Origin of the sequence: Nostoc sp. (assembly GCF_036918015.1) — a bacterium.
Lineage (GTDB): Bacteria > Cyanobacteriota > Cyanobacteriia > Cyanobacteriales > Nostocaceae > Nostoc.
In genome coordinates this window covers 264997-282764 of sequence record NZ_JBALEO010000074.1, presented here as the reverse complement: position 1 = coordinate 282764, position 17768 = coordinate 264997, and the positions used below count along the sequence as shown (strand labels likewise).

Below are 17768 nucleotides of genomic sequence, written 5' to 3'. Positions count from 1 at the left end.
CTATAGTATTCCTGGAAGTCTCTTAGGAAGCAATAAGTTTGTGAGCTATTCTGCTGTTTTGCCGCCAAGGCTAGTTTTAGATCCTCTGTTGCGTACCTGGTTGGTGGAGGATATTGGCAGGGGCGATCGCACTACAAATACGCTTCTAGTAGAAGATGTGACGCTAGGATCTGCTAAATGGATCGCTAAAGCTTCAGGGATAATTACTGGCTTACCAGTTGCAGCTAGTGTGTTTCAGATTTTGAATGAAAAAGTCAGCTTTGTGGCGGTTACGCCTGAAGGTGCATGGTGTGAGCCGGGACAGGTGGTAGCCGAAATTCATGGTTCGCTTGATGCGCTGCTGATGGGGGAACGGGTGGCACTCAACTTGGCTATGCGGTTGAGTGGGATTGCTACCCTGACTCATATATATGTAGAGAAAATTGCAGATTTACCTGCTCAGTTGGTGGACACGCGTAAAACTACACCAGGGCTGAGACTGTTGGAAAAGTATGCGACTGCTTTGGGTGGGGCGATTAATCACCGTATGGGGTTGGATGATGCAGTGATGATTAAGGACAATCACATTGCGGCGGCTGGGGGAATTGGAGAAGCTGTTACCCGTATTCGTTCTCAGATTCCTTATCCTTTGACTATAGAGGTTGAGACGGAAAGTTTAGAGCAGGTGAAAGAAGCTTTGCAGCACAAGGCTGACATTATTATGTTGGACAATATGCCTTTGGATATGATGCGTCAGGCGGTACAGTTAATTCGCCAGCAGGATAACCGAGTGAAAATTGAAGCTTCGGGGAATGTGACTCTGGAAACGATTCGCAGTGTGGCAGAAACGGGTGTTGACTATATTTCTAGCAGTGCGCCGATTACTCAATCGAAGTGGCTGGATTTGAGTATGAGGATTGTACTTTAAATATCATAAGGTGAATCATCCTATTGCAAAGTCGGTGTAATGTCGCATTTTTGGAGGATCAAAGCCTAAAACAATGTCTTCTTTGGGGACACCGAGTTCAACTAACTGGTTTGCAATCCCAACTTCGGTACCATCTTGTTGAATCCAAATTTTGCGATCAATGATGTCGAGGTGAAGGACAGTGCCATACAGTCGCTTTGAGCCGCGCCAACCAACGTAGACTAGTTGGTAAGCTGTTACGCAGCTTGATTGTATAATAAAGCCAAGTAATTAACCTAGCATCAGCCACCTATGCCAGCAAAAAACCACCTTTCTAAAGAGCAGAAGGAACGGTTACTAAAAACTCTAAAAGAGCATGAGAATCCATACGTAAGAGAAAAAATATTGATTTTATTATTAATGAATGATGGAAAAACTTATCAGGAAATTAGTAAGTTTTTAGACATTGCATATCCAACGGTAGCATATTGGGCAGTTCACGGCGATCCAGATAACCTAGAAAGTTTTTTAGATGGTAGAAGAGAAGGTAACTTCCGCAAAGTTACCAGAGAATATGAGAATTTATTATTAGAAATAATTGAGAAAGAACCACTAGAGTATGGGTATGAAATTGGTAGTTGGACAGCAGCAAGACTAGCCACATACCTCGAAAAGATAACAGGAATTAAGTTAAGTGGTTCGCAAGTTGGGAGAATATTAGAGCGAAAAAAGTACGTTTATCTTTGGGCAAAATACAGCCTAGAGGACAAACAGAATCCTGAAATACGTAAGGCATTTAAAGAAAAATTGTCAGAATACTTAAGAATAACAAATGTTGCTCCAGAGCGTTTACAGGTATGGTTTTGGGATGAGAGTGGATTTAGTTTAAGAGTGATAAGAAGAAAAAACTGGGGTAAGAAAGGTACAAGAAAACAAATCACAGGTCAAAGAAGAAGAGGAAGAGTAAATATTATGGGAGGGTTACGTTATCACGACAAGAAGAGAATGAATTTTGTAATTAAAAAAGGAAATGCAGATGTATTTTATGAGCAGCTTAAATCTTTGAATAATTTTCTCTTGCAAGAATGGATAGAGCAAGAAAATTCAATTGAGACTTTCAATAAATGTTCTGCGAAAATAGTGATTATCTTAGATAATGCCAGCTTCCATAAAAGAAAAGATATTTTGGCTCGTATCAAGGCAGAAATGCCAAATATTATCCTGGAATTTCTACCACCTTATAGTCCAGATTATAATTTAATTGAATTGGTTTGGCATTCAGCAAAAGAATATATAGCTCATAGATTGTTCGAGTCAGTCTCACAGCTAGAAGAGTTGTTAAATAAATTGTTAAATGAAGGAGGTCTTATTATTAAATGGGAACGCAAAATTAAAAATAAAGGTAATGCTGTTTATTAAATTTAGCTACGTAACAGCTTAGAAGTGATTGACCAAATGGTTGGTTGGGTGAGTCCTAGATTGGGGGTGCGTTTCGATTTAACTGAGGAAGAACTGCAAATTTATCGTCCTGATGGCGATCGCTTTTTGACCTTTTTGGAACTAGACCAACAACGACAGCAAGAAAGACAACGAGCAGAGCAAGCTGAGACCGAGTTAGAAGCTCTCCGTCCTTTACTACAAGAACGGGGGATTAATCCAGACCAATTGTGAGCGAATTTAATTTACAAGTCTAAGAAAATAGCGATCGCTTTAAACAACAGGTTTACTAACTCGTAGTCCCACGATCACTAAGTCCCGTTCAACACTATCAAGTTCGGCAATGTTAGGTAAATGTCCCCAGCGTTCAAAACCAAACGTTTCAAAGAGTTTTAAACTGGGCTGATTGTGGGCAAAAATGAAGCATACTAGGCTCTTTATACCCAAACTAGGACTTTCGTTAATTGCTTGTGCTAAGAGTTGCCGTCCCAAGCCAGACCGATGAAAGTTAGGGGCTATGTAAATACTAATTTCGGCAGTCTTACTATAGGCGGGTCGCCCATAAAAGGATTGGAAACTAAGCCATCCAGCGATTATTCCGTCTATTTCAATTACCCAAAGTGGGCGTTGCGAAGGCGATCGCCCTTTAAACCAAGCAAGACGACTTTCTACGGATACTGGTTCTAAGTCAGCCGTTGCCATGCGGCTGGGAACTGCGGCATTGTAAATTGCCACAATTGCAGGTAAGTCAGTTTCAGCCGCATGGCGAATAGTCATTGCTACCGTCTCGGAAAAAATTTTCAGAAAATATTCAAAAATAATACAGTGTTAACAGTAGCAATTCTACGGCTTCTATCGTACTTGTTATGTGAGTTAGAAGTTAAGAGTTAGGAATTTTAAACTCATAACTCCTGATTTTATGCACGTGCTAGTAAGGGAGCAGCAGCTAGTAAGGTTTTGGTATAAGGGTGCTGAGGATTTGCAAAAATCTTTTTTGTATCACCGAGTTCGACAATTTTACCGCCATTCATCACGGCAATACGATCGCACAAAAATCGAGCTAACCAAAGATCATGAGTGATGAATAGATAAGTTAACTCAAACTCTTCCTTTAATTGCAACATTAAATCCAGTACTTGCGACTGGACGCTAGCATCTAGCATACTCACTGGTTCGTCGCAGATTAAAAGTTTAGGGTGAGTAATCAAAGCACGAGCGATCGCAACTCGTTGCTGTTGTCCCCCAGACAAATCCGAGGGATAACGCTCATAATACAATTCTGGCGGTGTTAACCCAACTTTATTTAGCATCCACAAAACCTGTTCTTTCGCCTTGGCAGGATTGGCTAAATTGTGGATAAATAAAGGATCTGCGATACTTTGTCCCACAGTCATCGCTGGATTGAGACAAGCATGAGGGTCTTGAAAAACCATTTGTATTTGTCGCCGTGAAGAACGAATTTCTTGACGCGACAGTTTAGTTAAATCCTGTCCTAAAAACTCAACTTTGCCACTAGTGGGACGAATTAGTTGCAAAATTGTTCGTGATAGTGTACTTTTGCCACAACCAGATTCCCCGACTAAGCCGAGAATTTCTCCTGAATAAATATCCAGGTTGATTCCATCTACTGCTTTAATCGTCTGCGTTTGTGTATTAAACAGTCGTTCGATAAAGTTAGGTTCTATGGTGTAGTGTTGCTTGAGTTCTGTAACACTCAAAATTGGAGATTGCTGATTAATAATCGGTAATTGCTTTTCTTCGTCATTGGCAATGATCAATTCTCCACTATCAGTTACTGCTTGAATGTGTAAAGCTGCTTTTAGGAGCGATCGCGTGTATTCATGTTGAGGTTGCCTAAATACGGTTTCTGTAGCACCCATTTCAACCATCTTGCCGTTGTACATCACGCCAATGCGATCGCAATACTCAGCCACCATTGCTAAATCGTGAGATATCAGCAATAATCCCATGTTTTCTTCACCGCACAAGCGAGTTAATTCTTGCAATATCTGCGCGGAAACGGTGACATCTAAACTGGTGGTGGGTTCGTCAGCAACAATAAACTTGGGGTTGAGGAGTAAAGCTAATGCGATCGCTACTCGTTGGCGCATTCCACCGCTAAACTCATGGGGATACTGATTCCAGCGACTAGCGGGAATATTTACCTTTGCTAAAGTAGCAAGTGCTTTTTCTTTAGCTTCCCGCGTTGATAATTCTGGTGAGTGCGCCTGGAGGGTTTCGATACAATGCTTACCAATAGTCATCAACGGATCGAGGCGTGTCATGGGATCTTGAAAAACTAAGGCGATCGCTTCTCCCCGAAATTTCCGCAACTGGTTAGGTGTCAAGTCAAACACTGACTGTCCTTGAAATATCACCCGTCCCTCAATCCGACTAGAGGATGGTAGTAAACGCATTACTGCCCGTCCAATAGTGGATTTACCACAACCTGACTCTCCCACCAATCCCATTCTTTCACCTGGTTTCAAGGTGAAAGATACATCATCAACCGCCCAGCTTGCTTCTTCTCCACTCCGCGCCGGATAGGCAACTCGCAGATTTTCGATACAGAATAAGGCTTCACTCATAGTTAGTTATCAGCCCTGAGCTACCAATTTTTATAATTTCAAATTTAGGATAGTCTATCAAATGAAGAAGAATTCAGAACTCAGAAGTCAGAATTCAGAATAAATTCTGTATGACTGGGTGATAGCGCAGCTGAATCTTTTTCCTTGCTTATTACTCTATCCCTTTATTGGTAGAGTAATAAGCAATTCTGAATTCTGAATTCTGACTCCTGCCTCCTGCCTTCTCTTAATTACAGACAGCTATCGATATTCTTGATAACCACTGCTAAAGTTGATACAGCACACAACTATGATGTTATAAGTGTAAAATTCCAATCTGTAAAAACTAGAATCAAAATTAATTCAGGAAATCAGGATTTTTAAGTCAATATTATGGAGCAAAATCAGCCAGAACAGCGCCGCGTCGCCGATCAAGTGTTTGAACAATCCCTTGAACAGTTGGAGGATATCTTACAAGAAAATTCGACAGAGGAAGAAGAGATCCCCCAACTGCACACTAGTAATTTCACGGAAGTAGAACTCGACGAAGACTTGATAGATATTGATTTAGCGGCTCTTGAGGACGCAGTTGCTGATATTGAACAATATCTCGAAGAAAAAACAAAAACCCAATTGGGGTAAAAAGTTAAAATTCACTACTGACAAATCAATTGCCGTTGAGCTTCGTACAACATTAAAGCGGCTGCGATCGCCACATTCAAAGATTCCACTCCAGGACTCAAAGGAATTCTGACTTGGTGGTTTGCGATCGCTGCTAAATCTGCTGACAATCCAGCACCTTCATTTCCCAGTAAAATCATACTGGGTTTTCGCCAGTCCACTTCCCAATAAGTTAAAGTCGCATCGGGTAAGGTTGCCACTATCTGCATTCCTGCCTGCTGACTTTGTTGGACTGTCGCTTTTAAATCTTCGGTTACGGCTGTTGCGAGGCGAAACCATTGCCCTGCGGAAGCACGTAGAACTTTAGGACTATCCAAGTCTACACTATCTCCACTTACCCACAACCCCGATGCTCCAGCTGCGGCGGCGGTGCGAATCATTGTACCCAGGTTGCCGGGATCTTGTATCGTTTCTAAAGCTAGCACTAAACCAGTCAATGGTACTTGAGTTTGGCGTTCCCTGCGTTTTGCCGTTGCCACCACCCCATCTGGTTGGACTGTAGTAGCGATCGCATCCAAGACTTCTCTACTGACAATTTCGGCGCGATCGCATCGGCTACAAGCTTCTTCCCATAGCGAAGGATGGGCTACTTGCCAATCTTGGGTACAACACACTGTTTCTAGTGGGTAATTGACCGCACAAGCTTCTTCTAACAAGTGCGTCCCTTCTAGTAAAAATAACTGTTGCTTGTGCCTCTCCTTAGTGGAGTGCAACTTGCGAATTTGTTTGACTAGGGAATTCTGTAAACTGGTCAACATTTTTTAGTTGTGAGTGCTGAGTAGTGAGTGCTGAGTTTTTCCTTCTCAGCACTCACTACTCGGCACTCAGCACTGGTTATGCGGAACCCGGGACTTGAACCCGGAAGCCTTGCGGCACTAGAACCTGAATCTAGCGCGTCTGCCATTCCGCCAGTTCCGCTGGCATTTGTGCTTATCGACAATTTCTTATTATTGCGTTATGTTTTACCTTTGTCAAGTAAAAGCATAATGCCTCGTTAAAAGTCTCTAACTGGAAACGAGTTTTTCAGGCACAACGTCGAATCAAAATATTAACTGAACAGTACAGTACAGCATTGATTTTTAGAGAATACTTAAGTTATTTTACTGAGTATTTAATTTTGCTTAAAACTACTGTTTATTGATTCTTTTTTTAAATTTTTTAAAAAACTCAAAAAGCCTGCTATTGCTTGTTTACAGCCTAGATTTTCACCCAAAAAGCAATTTTTTTATACAAAACAGTGCTTTAAAACGTGGACATTTTGAATCTTTACTGTAGAATCAAAACCAACTTCAAACATATAAAATACGTATTACTTTTGGAGGTAGGCTTATTAATCCTTCTACCAGCTTACCAGATGCCAAAATTGCTCCAGAAGCAGACTCCTCAGTCTTGCAAATTTGGGGTGGGCATCCTTTGCGGGGTCATGTAAAAATTAGCGGGGCAAAAAATTCAGCATTGGTAATCATGGCTGGAGCCTTGCTGTGTCCGGGCGATTGTCGTATCCGTAATGTCCCTTTGTTAGCGGACGTAGAGCGGATGGGTCAGGTGTTATTAGCTTTGGGTGTGCAATTAACCCGACAAGGTGACATTTTAGATATCAACGCCAGCGAGATTAAAACATCAAAAGCTCCCTACGAATTAGTTACCCAGTTGAGAGCGAGTTTTTTCGCCATTGGAGCCATTTTGGCAAGACTGGGAGTAGCACAGATGCCCTTACCAGGCGGTTGTGCGATTGGGGCAAGACCAGTTGACTTGCATGTTCGAGGACTGCAAGCAATGGGAGCGGAAGTACAAATTGAGCATGGCATTTGTAATGCCTACGTCCCTGGCAGCAGCCGGAGATTAAAAGGTGCGAAGATTTACTTAGACATTGCCAGCGTTGGAGCAACGGAAAACTTGATGATGGCGGCTACCCTCGCAGAGGGTGAAACGATCATCGAAAATGCTGCCAGAGAACCGGAAGTAGTCGATCTAGCTAACTTCTGTAACGCAATGGGAGCGAAGATTAAGGGCGCGGGGACTAGCAGAATTATTATCGAAGGAGTCCCCAAGTTGCATTCTGTTGACTACAGCATTATTCCCGATCGCATTGAGGCCGGGACGTTTTTGCTGGCAGCAGCAATTACTCGCTCAGAACTTATTCTCTCGCCAGTGGCTCCAGAACATCTCATCCCAGTAATTGCCAAGCTGCGGGATATTGGAGTGACAATAATTGATGAAAAGCCTGACCACTTACACATTCTGCCAGCGGAAAGCCTTAAGGCAACGGATATTGAAACTCAATACCATCCAGGTTTCCCCACAGATATGCAAGCGCCATTCATGGCTTTGCTGACAGTGGCAGAAGGCGACAGCGTAATTAACGAATCCGTCTTTGAAAATCGCTTGCGTCATGCCTCTGAGTTGAATCGTTTAGGGGCAGATATTCGTGTCAAAGGCAATGCTGCTTTCGTTCGGGGAGTACCAAAATTATCTGGCGCACCAGTATTAGGTACAGACTTACGAGCATCGGCAGCGTTAGTCATCGCCGGACTAGCAGCAGAAGGACAAACCACAATTCAAGGTTTACAGCACCTCGATCGCGGCTACGATCGACTTGATATGAAGTTGCAGCAATTGGGGGCTAAAATCCTCCGCGTGGGCGAAACACCAAAAGATGCAGAAATCGCTCCCAGCATCAGTAGCCTGTCAAGTTGAAATCGATCGGTTGAGACTGACGCAAAGGATAAGAAGAATAAAGCAGACAAGGTAAAATTTTCTCCCTTGTCTGCCTTCTTCTCTCCCATCTATACCTTGCGATCTGCTGAATTCTCCTGATAGATAGAGGCTTTTAAGCTTTGTCCATATCTTTTTTTGATGAATATTCTAGAAAAATCTGTGTTGGCTGTTACAATATTGTTAAGAAAAGTTGCCCGTTGCATTTTGGGAACGCGTAATTGGGTTTTAACTCTCTTGAGAAGACAACGCAAAAACATTTTTTAGACCAGCTGTGGGAGGCTGGTCTTTTTATATTTCAAGTCCTCACAAATTATACTTATCACTTTGGGTATAATACTCATGCTGTTTTATTGGTTTGTAATACATTCTTAAATCGGTAGCATCAGAGTAGATTTATTGCAGTTGCCAGCCAGCCACCTTAAACTTCAGATTAGCGGACGGAAGTCGTTGGTGGGGTCATTGTAAAGAGCGATGTCTACAAAGGGCTACGCCTACGCCTTACAGAAAACCTCAAAAACAAAGCGATTACCTGTTGTGGAAGAGTGTGCGATCGCAACAGTTATTCTGATAAACAAGCAGATATCAAACCTATCTACGTTTATTTGTAAAATAAAGAAATGCAGTCTGTCTGTGTATATTTAACTTAAAATCCAGAGAAGTGGAAGTTTAAATTTTATGTCTAATTATCAAGAAGTACTACTGCAAGCTCAAAGCCTAACTCCCGAAGAGCAAATACGCTTAATTGAAGACTTATCAAGCTTAATTCGTCAACAGATGATGATGACACCTAAGCCAAAGCGTAATATCCTCGAATTACGTGGCTTAGGTAAAGAAATCTGGAATGGCATTGATGTTCAAGAATACGTTAACCAGGAACGTGATTCATGGAATGGCTAGTCCAGCTACAGGGGCAAATTGTGGGTTTGGACACTGCTCCACTGATTTACTTTATTGAAGAAAATCCTAATTATTTGGATGTTACAGATGCTTTTTTTGAAGCTATGTTTCGTGGTGAGTTTAGCGTTGTAACATCAGTTTTGACTATTACGGAAGTATTAGTCTATCCCTTGCGACAAGGAAATACAGGATTAGCTCAACAATATCGTGAAATTCTATTTAATTCTCAAGGTTTAACAGCTATCGAAGTTTTTCCCGACATTGCTGAAAATGCAGCACAACTAAGGGCAGATTATAACTTAAGAACCCCAGATGCTATTCAAATGGCTACTGCTATTCGTGGAGGTGCATCATTTTTCTTGACAAATGATGCGCGGTTGCCGTCTTTACCAGCATTATCAGTGTTAGTGTTCGATACACTCATAGTTTGAGTCTTTTTTGTATGTTGCGATCGCTGATTGTATGATGGCATTGTAAGCGATGTCTACGACGGGCTACGCCTAAGCCTTACAGAAAACCTCAAAAACAAAGCGTAGACGTGTAGCAGCTTTCGTCTGTCCACTAAATTCCCCTGTTAGGTTCGCATCTGCCAAGATTTTGGATCTCTGCGACCATGAAAAATTGCTGTGACAATTTCCAAAGTAGCCAGAAAAGCAACGTGCGATTTATAAAGATGGGGTTGTTTGTTAGCAAAAACTTATAACTTTTAAATTAGCCGATCAAAACGCTCTTGATTGAAAGCATAAATATGTATCAGCCTCATGAAACTGTAATATAGCTGACACAATATCTCTATAGCTTACGTATAAACTCAGAAGTCAATAGTTATCATTGAGAAAACGCATCTTCTTTTACCCCGTTCTCCCAGCACCATGAGATAAAAAAATTCGATGCCTTAATTAAGTGCATATCGAGCTTCCATATAATAGTTGAAGAAGTGCAACAAAATTAAACATCAAATCAAATTCCTCTTCCCACAACCCTTACTTTGGCTTGACAAACAAGATAAATTGGGTCTAGTTGGCATCTGCGCGGTTGAATTCAATATTTTCACGAACGGAGAACACGAAATCTATGACCAGACTAGAAACCCGCACTGAACCGATGGTGCTAAACATGGGGCCACACCACCCTTCAATGCACGGGGTTCTGCGGCTAATCATGACTCTGGATGGCGAGGATGTCGTTGACTGTGAACCAGTCATCGGCTATTTGCACCGGGGAATGGAAAAAATTGCTGAGAACCGCACTAATGTTATGTACGTTCCTTACGTTAGTCGTTGGGACTACGCGGCGGGAATGTTCAACGAAGCTGTAACCGTCAACGCCCCAGAAAAGCTTGCAGGTGTCGCTGTCCCCAAACGCGCTAGCTACATCCGCGTCATCATGCTGGAGTTGAACCGCATCGCTAACCACTTGCTATGGTTTGGCCCCTTCCTAGCTGACGTAGGCGCACAAACTCCCTTCTTCTACCAGTTCCGGGAACGGGAGATGATTTATGATTTGTGGGAAGCTGCCACAGGTTATCGGATGGTGAATAATAACTACTTCCGTGTTGGTGGAGTAGCAGCCGATTTACCTTACGGTTGGGTAGATAAGTGTCTGGAATTCTGCGAATACCTATTGCCGAAAATTGATGAGTACGAACGCTTAGTAACCGATAACCCTATCTTCCGGCGACGTGTTGAGGGTATTGGGACTATCACCCGTGAAGAAGCAATTAACTGGGGACTTTCTGGGCCAATGTTACGTGCTTCTGGCGTGCAATGGGATTTGCGGAAAGTTGACCATTACGAATGCTACGACGATTTCGACTGGGATGTGCAGTGGGAAACAGCTGGTGATTGCTTTGCCCGTTATGTGGTGCGGATGCGGGAAATGCGCGAATCTGTGAAGATTATTCGCCAAGCAATTAAAGGACTTCCTGGCGGCCCTTACGAAAATCTGGAAGCGAAGCGTTTAGCCGCAGGTAAAAAATCTGAGTGGGACGCATTTGATTATCAATTCATCGGCAAAAAAGTTTCCCCCACTTTCAAGATTCCCAAGGGTGAAATCTACGCCCGTGTCGAAAGTGGCAAAGGTGAATTGGGAATTTATTTGGTTGGCGATGATAATGTCTTCCCTGCACGTTGGAAGATTCGCGCCGCAGATTTCAACAATCTCCAAATTGTTCCACATTTACTGCGCGGGATGAAGGTTGCAGATATTGTGGTGATTCTCGGTAGTGTTGACGTAATTATGGGGTCTGTGGATAGGTAGAGTAAATATCTATCTCAGTAATTTTTAGAGCAGTTGTATTACAATGCAACTGCTCTATTTTTTTGATTTTTCAGGACTTAACAGTGTCCCTAATCGATCAAAGGCGCTTACCAAACGAATATACATTGCTGAAGATTTGCAAACCTGTCGTTTTAGTCTATTGAAAGTCAGACAGTTGGTTCCTGGTATTTAACTCCTCGTTTCTGATGACGGTCATTAGCAACGATAGGATAAACAATGCTGCGTAACCGATTGATCGCACCGACCGGACGATGCACTGCTAGACCATTCCCAGGAGAAAAACTGAGATTTTCTCCAAAGTCATTATCTTTAGCAGAATTAACTTTCTGATGCTTAACTGTTAGGCGACCAACTGTAATGAAGGGTGATTCCTCTTCACTCCAAACAATGGTGGTATCATCAATGGACATTTCTGGGCTAGTTTGAAATTGAATTTGAAAGTCCCAACAATATTCAGCATCAGGCTTTGCTAAAGCTTGAATGATATCATCTCGGTAATAGTTGTCCTCTGAACCGGAGGCTTTGGCACGCTGAAGCTCACTTTCTGGTCTGGATTCGAGAGGAAGTTGTTGATGAGGTGGTTGACTGGAAACTGGAGTAAATGCATATTTAATCACAACCGGATATTCCACAGGAACTCGACCTGGTTGGGATGGAGCAAAATCAGATTTGAGTCCCAAAGAATATGCTGAAGCACTCCAATAGCGTTCTGTGAGCAAACTTTTGGGAAAACGTTTGAAACTAGTTTGCAAAAGAGTGGATTCGTAGGGATGCAACTTTAGCCAAAAAAGCACCAACAGCTTAAAAAGCGGAAACAGCCCTGCTCGATAAACCGCCATAAAAAAGCTGTGGAAGTCTTTGATGGTTCTAACAAAAAAGAATTCAGTATTGTGGACAATAATATCTTGGGTTTTTAACTCGTGACTTTGCGGTAGTCTTTCTCCTTCTACCCCGATCGCCTTTACGGACATGGAGCGGGTATCGCCTTCATAATCATTCTTTACTGAAAACGCACCATTTGCAAATCGTAGCCAAACCGGATATTGTTTGGGTTTGGCAAATAAACCTTGTTTTAGGGAAATGGCTTGAAATTGAGCTTCAGTTAATGAAGTGCGTTTGCTCAATTCCTGCTTAATTGCTGCTTCATCAAAGTCAAAGATTTCTAGAGTTCCTTGTACAGCAGCGTTAGTTTTAGAATGAGTATCTCTCTTTGCAGTTTTTTTCTTCTCACCTCCGTAAAGATTTTCCATGTTCTTTTTGACTAGCTCACTCATAAGAGCGCAATATTTGGCTTCATCTTTTTCTGGGTATTCAGTAAATAGTTTCATTTTTTTGAAAGCAGAATTAATTAATCAATTGAGTTTGTTCCAAGCTGCGTAGGCGCAGCCCGTCGTAGACATCGCTTGCTTGTTTGCAGTTATTGTCTAGTCAGCTTCGAGTGACAGAGTGAGAAGAATATTATTAAGAGCGATCGCTCCACCATATAGACAATACGCTTGGCTTTGTGAAAAATTGTAGGTTGGGTGAAGCAAAGCGCAACCCAACAAAGCTATGAAAATGTTGGGTTTCGTTCCTCAACCCAACCTACGCAACTACACAACTTAAAGTTTTTGGCGCTAACCCAAGCGTATTGCCATACAAGACGCTACGCATAGCTTGCTTAATAGTAGGGGTAAAGCGATCGCACTAAAAGTCAATGTTTATTGAAGGTCAAAAGTAACTTTGTACTTTCTGCCTGATGGCGGAACGTTGCGATTAACTAAATCTGAGACTGTGTTGGTATTTTGAATTATTTTCCAACCCACAGGAGAAAAAGTCTTTTCATTGAAGATATTGGGTGATAGTAAAGGATTGGTTAGTGCTTGAGAAAAGGCATCAATCCCAATTAAGCGTGCTACTAGGGAAGGTATAGTTGAATTTTTCCGCCCATCCTCGGCGTAAAGTCCCACAAAGAATTCAATATTATCAACATGACCATATAATTCTTTGAGTTTCTCTTGTACAAATTCATCGCCGCTAATTTGCTCAAATCTGGTCACTCTGGGGAAACCACACAATTGGCGATAATCGTTGTAGCTTGCTAATTGCAGTTGCCGTCCTAGTTTAATAGCGGGTAACTCGGTTAATTCAACCAATATATCAGGCGTGTTGAATAAACCAATTTTTGTACCTGCTTGGGAACAAGTTTCCTCCATCAATGCTCCCAAACCTCGATCGATGAACATCTTGTTGTTCCAGAGAGATGCAACAATATGGGTTGGTTTCCCGTTATATTTAAAGGTTTCTGGAATCGCACTATGCCAGCGATAAACAAAGTCAAACTCAATTGCCATGTAATTAGGACGATGCCAACTTTCCTTAGTGAAAGCTTCAGGATCGGCAAACAACTTAAAGTGATAAGGAGTTATGTGGTTAATGTACTCCTCCATGATGATTTTGAGAATAATCGCCATGAGAATATTTCTCGCGGTTTGGAAGAGGCGTTCATCATCCCAATCTGGATAATTACTTGCTAATTCATCGCAAAGACGATTATGCTCGCGGAAACATAGAGTATTGAGCATGACATAGCCAATTTGCACATTTGCTCGTTCTACTCCCATCGCAAACAGATATTGTTTTTTTTCTACGGGCTGTCTTTTTTCATCATTGACAGGTTCATAAAGACCCTCAAATTGAGCGTCAACTTTACCCTGTGCTGGATCGGCATAATAAAACAAGGGATATTCTTCTTCTACACCATCTTGGCGCTTAAGTTTTTGAGATTTTAGTTTACCTCCTTTAAAGCTTCTTAAAAGGTGTGTTTGTTTTCTGGTTAAACCATAAACATTACACAAATCAATCTCATGGTTGGAAGTATTTTTTAATTTATTGTAGTGATCGAGGCGGAGAAAACTATCAGTAAACCACTGTACCCAATAGGGAAACAGCATAGTTGATTTGGTAGAATAAATAGTTTTACCATCTCTTTTACGAAATAAGATAGCTAGGTCTTCAACTTTTGGGAGATTACCCTCAGCGTTTAACTTGGGATCGGGTGGTAAATGTCGTCCGGTATAAGTGCGATCGTTGAGTGATTCCCAGGAAGTATAAGCATCAGTTTTCTTAGGAATTTTAGTATCAGGAATATACTCATCTAGAGTCATCATACTGTAGGCATTAGGACGAGTTGGAATTTTGTAGATGAGACTATTGAGTAGAGTTTTGTTAACTTTACGTTTTATAGATTCGTTACTTTGTAGAAGTTTCCAAATCGGTTTAAAGTTTGTTAAAACTAATGTTTGAATTTTGTTACCTAACCCGTCTTTAGATGTATCTCTTTTTCCAGCCATAATTGTTTTTACTTTTTTCAGTTTTGGATTCAATGCACTCGAATTTTCTCTGCTTCGAGCAGCCAAATTAATTCAACTTATTTCAGTTTGGAAATAATCTTTTCTAGATTTTTTGGTCGATAGTCCTTGCGACTTTTCAAACGATAGATCGCACTTTCATGAAGGTCTTCAATGACATCGCTGACCTCACGAAACTTAATTCCTGCTAATTTAAAGAATCCAGCATCGTTCTTAAAGTCACATTCATAATTAGGGTTGATGCCTGTGGGAATCACATTTGGATCTAAGTCAAGTCCTAATCCTAGTTCACCGATGGAATCAATCATCCACTGTAAGGCAGCATCTGATAACCCACTATGTTCTTCGGTTCCACCACCAACGCAACCGTGTACACCTGGAAACCACTTTTGAATCACCCGCTGGTTTTCAGCCTCAGAATGCTTTTTCATGGGAGTGACATCAAAGATTTCACGGATTTCGTCAATCGCCATCGCGTGCAATGCATTCTGAACACATTTGTTTAAAGTAGTGTCATGGAATCTGTAGCGCATATTAAGCTGTTTGCTTAACCTACTAAAGGCTGGTATCCCAGGAATACCAAGAGCGCCAACGGTGTCAAAACAACCGAGTAAGGCGATCGGGACGCGATCGCCATAAGCTTGACGGTATTCTACTGCTACATTATCTTTAGGTTTAATATTTCGGTTGCGGTAAAGCTCGTAGGCTTCATGTGCTTTAGTAACATGGGGGCGATCTAGAAGACCAGAGCAATAGATCATGCCGGCTAAACTTCTAACTGTGTAAGCACCACGACTGAAGCCGAACAAATAGATTTCGTCACCAGAAACATAATTGAGACTAAGAAATCGGTAGCAATCTTCTATATTTCTATCGATTCCTAGTCCGGTAGCTCCGCCTAAAACCTTTTGACCCTCGGTTCCAATGCCCTCGTCATAAAAGACGATTTGTGTAACCCCGTCACTGGCAATCGATTTCACAGATTGAGCTAGCTTTACCACATTGCTTGGATAACGACTGGTTAACTGTTGCCAAGTTCCATCACAGCAAATAACAAGACGTTTCATAGTTCTATTTCAAAGGCTTTGAATAATTAGTTAAACTTTTATCAAGGTGTGAATTCGCTATTTAGTTAGGACAAAAGCATTTTATATATCAACTTAGAAATGCTGACATTTTATAAATGCTTTAGCGAAATATCCTCCCACTTTTCTAATGAAAATGCAAGGACATTTAAGCAGTAAATTAAATAAATAAATATTAAGTAATCATTCGCACAGCAAAATTATCAATAGCTAAAAAATAATTAATTGAATTTTGTTTTTTAAAATGAAATCATCTAAGTGCATTAAAGTAAAAAATATTGACCTTTACTAACGACCTTTTTCTATGACACCTTCGACAAACCAGGTTTATCCCGTTATTTGGCACAATGACTCAGTTTCACTAATTGATCAAACACGCTTACCCAACGAATATACATTTGTGGAAATTCACCGCAGTGAAGATATGGCGCGGGCGATTAAAACTATGATTGTGCGAGGTGCGCCTGCAATTGGTGTGGCTGCGGCTTATGGAATGTATCTTGGTGCAAGGGAAATTAAAACAAGCGATCGCACCGAATTTTTGCAACACTTGGATAAAGTAGCCCAGTTGTTGCGTTCTACTCGTCCAACGGCGGTAAATTTATTTTGGGCAATTAGCCGGATGCTGAAAGCCGCCTACGAAACGCTGGGAACAGTAGAAGAGATTAAGCAAACCCTGTTCCAAACAGCCCAAGCAATCAATGTTGAAGATTTGCAAACCTGTCAGGCGATCGGCGACAATGGTTTAGCAGTCTTGCCCAATACTCCACAAAAGCTGACTTTACTTACTCACTGCAACGCTGGGGCGCTAGCTACTGCTGGATATGGCACTGCTTTGGGTGTAGTGCGTTCTGCTTGGAGGGAGGGACGTTTAGAACGTTTATTTGCCGATGAAACCCGTCCTCGCTTACAAGGCGCAAAACTCACCACTTGGGAGTGTGTGCAAGAAGGTATTCCAGTTACATTAATTACTGATAATATGGCAGCCCATTGCATGAAACAGGGTTTGATTCATGCTGTAGTTGTGGGTGCTGACCGAATTGCTGCTAATGGCGACACTGCTAATAAAATTGGTACGTATAGTGTAGCGATCGCAGCTAAGGCACATAATATCCCCTTCTTTGTCGCTGCACCCCTTTCCACCGTTGATTTTGAATTAGCCGATGGCAGCCAAATTCCCATTGAAGAACGCGAACCAACAGAAATTTATCAAGTTGGCGATACCATTCTCACACCTGCGGGTGTAGATTTTTACAACCCAGCTTTTGATGTGACTCCAGCTGAGTTGATTACAGCCATCATTACAGAGAATGGAGCGATCGCACCTGATAAATTAGCAAAATCACAGCTAAAGCAATTACCGATTGGCTTAAATCCGAATTAATGGAGAACTTGCGCCGAGTTCTCGATAACTCTAAATCCGAATAACGGAAACTTTATAGGGAATTGCCCCAAAAAAATCTCCGACTTTTTAGAAAAGCCGGGGACTTTGTTTTTTGACTAGTTTTAAATCTGACGCAATACGGTTCGGTTAAGGCAAGAGACGCGATAAATCGCCGTCTCTACAAAGGACTGATTCTTGTAAAGACGGCGATTTATCGCGTCTCTACAATCTAGGGTGTGTCATCAAAAAACCTTATCCGAACCGTATTGAAATCTGACGGATCAAAATTTATCAGTAATTTTTCAATAATTTTATCTAAACTTCATATTTGGACTAAATTCAATAAGCAAAATCCGCAATTACTTTCTCAAAATAAGCTTTTGCTTTCTCAAACCCCAGTTTGCTTTCTCATTTTGGTGTTTTCCGCAAGTAAAAGAAGCTTTGACTTACTCAAACCCCAGTTTGCTTTCTCATTTTGGTGTT

General features: G+C 41.6%; 15 protein-coding genes, 1 tRNA gene and 1 pseudogene. 9 read left to right on the top strand and 8 right to left on the bottom strand.

The genetic code is table 11. The features are described 5' to 3' along the window. The first annotated feature begins 40 nt into the window (after positions 1-40). A complete protein-coding gene (gene nadC / locus V7K61_RS21545) occupies positions 41-907 on the top strand; it encodes a carboxylating nicotinate-nucleotide diphosphorylase (RefSeq protein WP_335056357.1) in 867 nt (288 codons plus the stop codon). A 15-nt stretch (positions 908-922) separates the two neighbouring features. Here the strand turns inward: nadC and V7K61_RS21540 are convergent. Further along, positions 923-1138 (bottom strand): annotated as a pseudogene (locus tag V7K61_RS21540) (XisI protein); the annotation flags it as partial. A 60-nt stretch (positions 1139-1198) separates the two neighbouring features. Here V7K61_RS21540 and V7K61_RS21535 point away from each other — a divergent pair. Then, positions 1199-2305, top strand: coding sequence for an IS630 family transposase (locus tag V7K61_RS21535; RefSeq protein ID WP_335056331.1), 1107 nt, complete (start codon positions 1199-1201; stop codon positions 2303-2305). A gap of 24 nt (positions 2306-2329) precedes the next feature. Then, the gene (locus tag V7K61_RS21530; protein ID WP_335056329.1) at positions 2330-2557 is read left to right on the top strand and encodes a hypothetical protein; all 228 of its coding nucleotides are present in this window, start codon (positions 2330-2332) and stop codon (positions 2555-2557) included. Between the two features lie 39 nt (positions 2558-2596). Here V7K61_RS21530 and V7K61_RS21525 read toward each other — a convergent pair whose 3' ends face one another. Both V7K61_RS21525 and V7K61_RS21520 read right to left on the bottom strand, forming a co-directional pair. Further along, entirely contained in the window at positions 2597-3100 is a 504-nt protein-coding gene (locus V7K61_RS21525) for a GNAT family N-acetyltransferase (RefSeq protein WP_335056327.1), read from the bottom strand. A gap of 140 nt (positions 3101-3240) precedes the next feature. Next, positions 3241-4911 carry an ABC transporter ATP-binding protein gene (locus V7K61_RS21520; RefSeq protein WP_335056325.1) on the bottom strand — a complete coding sequence of 557 codons (1671 nt, stop codon included), beginning with the start codon at positions 4909-4911 and terminating at the stop codon, positions 3241-3243. A 372-nt stretch (positions 4912-5283) separates the two neighbouring features. Here V7K61_RS21520 and V7K61_RS21515 point away from each other — a divergent pair, with 372 nt between their 5' ends. Next, positions 5284-5532: a hypothetical protein gene (locus V7K61_RS21515; RefSeq protein ID WP_335056323.1), complete on the top strand. Its 249-nt coding sequence runs from the start codon at positions 5284-5286 to the stop codon at positions 5530-5532. A 14-nt stretch (positions 5533-5546) separates the two neighbouring features. Here V7K61_RS21515 and V7K61_RS21510 read toward each other — a convergent pair whose 3' ends face one another. Together V7K61_RS21510 and V7K61_RS21505 are read right to left on the bottom strand one after the other, a co-directional pair. Then, positions 5547-6329, bottom strand: a complete 783-nt coding sequence (locus V7K61_RS21510; protein WP_335056321.1) for a TrmH family RNA methyltransferase — start codon at positions 6327-6329, stop codon at positions 5547-5549. 79 nt (positions 6330-6408) lie between these two features. Then, positions 6409-6489 (bottom strand) — tRNA-Leu (locus V7K61_RS21505). A gap of 411 nt (positions 6490-6900) precedes the next feature. Between V7K61_RS21505 and murA the strand changes: the two genes are divergently transcribed. The 4 genes from murA (at position 6901) to V7K61_RS21485 (ending at position 11445) form a co-directional block, all read left to right on the top strand. Continuing rightward, a complete protein-coding gene (gene murA, locus V7K61_RS21500) occupies positions 6901-8268 on the top strand; it encodes a UDP-N-acetylglucosamine 1-carboxyvinyltransferase (RefSeq protein ID WP_335056355.1) in 1368 nt (455 codons plus the stop codon). Between the two features lie 696 nt (positions 8269-8964). Continuing rightward, positions 8965-9186: a hypothetical protein gene (locus tag V7K61_RS21495; protein ID WP_335056319.1), complete on the top strand. Its 222-nt coding sequence runs from the start codon at positions 8965-8967 to the stop codon at positions 9184-9186. Continuing rightward, positions 9174-9617, top strand: coding sequence for a type II toxin-antitoxin system VapC family toxin (locus V7K61_RS21490; RefSeq protein WP_335056317.1), 444 nt, complete (start codon positions 9174-9176; stop codon positions 9615-9617). Before V7K61_RS21495 ends, V7K61_RS21490 begins: the two co-directional genes overlap by 13 nt. Positions 9618-10260: 643 nt before the next feature. Continuing rightward, positions 10261-11445: an NAD(P)H-quinone oxidoreductase subunit H gene (locus V7K61_RS21485; protein ID WP_094353398.1), complete on the top strand. Its 1185-nt coding sequence runs from the start codon at positions 10261-10263 to the stop codon at positions 11443-11445. A 167-nt stretch (positions 11446-11612) separates the two neighbouring features. On the opposite strand, the gene V7K61_RS21480 is transcribed toward V7K61_RS21485, so the two are convergent. The 3 genes from V7K61_RS21480 to V7K61_RS21470 form a co-directional block, all read right to left on the bottom strand. Continuing rightward, on the bottom strand, positions 11613-12794 hold the full coding sequence (locus V7K61_RS21480) for a catalase (protein ID WP_335056315.1): 1182 nt from the start codon (positions 12792-12794) through the stop codon (positions 11613-11615). A 372-nt stretch (positions 12795-13166) separates the two neighbouring features. Next, complete coding sequence (locus tag V7K61_RS21475) at positions 13167-14798, bottom strand: peroxidase family protein (RefSeq protein WP_335056313.1); 1632 nt, start codon at positions 14796-14798, stop codon at positions 13167-13169. 77 nt (positions 14799-14875) lie between these two features. After that, positions 14876-15883 (bottom strand): DUF2235 domain-containing protein, encoded by a 1008-nt coding sequence (locus V7K61_RS21470; RefSeq protein WP_335056311.1) that lies wholly within the window; start codon positions 15881-15883, stop codon positions 14876-14878. Between the two features lie 322 nt (positions 15884-16205). Between V7K61_RS21470 and mtnA the strand changes: the two genes are divergently transcribed. After that, positions 16206-17285: an S-methyl-5-thioribose-1-phosphate isomerase gene (gene mtnA / locus V7K61_RS21465; RefSeq protein WP_335056309.1), complete on the top strand. Its 1080-nt coding sequence runs from the start codon at positions 16206-16208 to the stop codon at positions 17283-17285. The last annotated feature ends 483 nt before the right edge of the window (positions 17286-17768 follow it).

Bases quoted from the DNA above. Each gene is read 5' to 3' on its own strand.
- V7K61_RS21480 (WP_335056315.1), bottom strand. From the start codon at position 12,794: ATGAAACTATTTACTGAATACCCAGAAAAAGATGAAGCCAAATATTGC.
- mtnA (WP_335056309.1), top strand. From the start codon at position 16,206: ATGACACCTTCGACAAACCAGGTTTATCCCGTTATTTGGCACAATGAC.
- V7K61_RS21515 (WP_335056323.1), top strand. From the start codon at position 5,284: ATGGAGCAAAATCAGCCAGAACAGCGCCGCGTCGCCGATCAAGTGTTT.
- V7K61_RS21525 (WP_335056327.1), bottom strand. From the start codon at position 3,100: ATGACTATTCGCCATGCGGCTGAAACTGACTTACCTGCAATTGTGGCA.
- V7K61_RS21490 (WP_335056317.1), top strand. From the start codon at position 9,174: ATGGAATGGCTAGTCCAGCTACAGGGGCAAATTGTGGGTTTGGACACT.
- V7K61_RS21470 (WP_335056311.1), bottom strand. From the start codon at position 15,883: ATGAAACGTCTTGTTATTTGCTGTGATGGAACTTGGCAACAGTTAACC.
- V7K61_RS21485 (WP_094353398.1), top strand. From the start codon at position 10,261: ATGACCAGACTAGAAACCCGCACTGAACCGATGGTGCTAAACATGGGG.
- V7K61_RS21520 (WP_335056325.1), bottom strand. From the start codon at position 4,911: ATGAGTGAAGCCTTATTCTGTATCGAAAATCTGCGAGTTGCCTATCCG.
- V7K61_RS21495 (WP_335056319.1), top strand. From the start codon at position 8,965: ATGTCTAATTATCAAGAAGTACTACTGCAAGCTCAAAGCCTAACTCCC.
- V7K61_RS21535 (WP_335056331.1), top strand. From the start codon at position 1,199: ATGCCAGCAAAAAACCACCTTTCTAAAGAGCAGAAGGAACGGTTACTA.
- V7K61_RS21475 (WP_335056313.1), bottom strand. From the start codon at position 14,798: ATGGCTGGAAAAAGAGATACATCTAAAGACGGGTTAGGTAACAAAATT.
- V7K61_RS21510 (WP_335056321.1), bottom strand. From the start codon at position 6,329: ATGTTGACCAGTTTACAGAATTCCCTAGTCAAACAAATTCGCAAGTTG.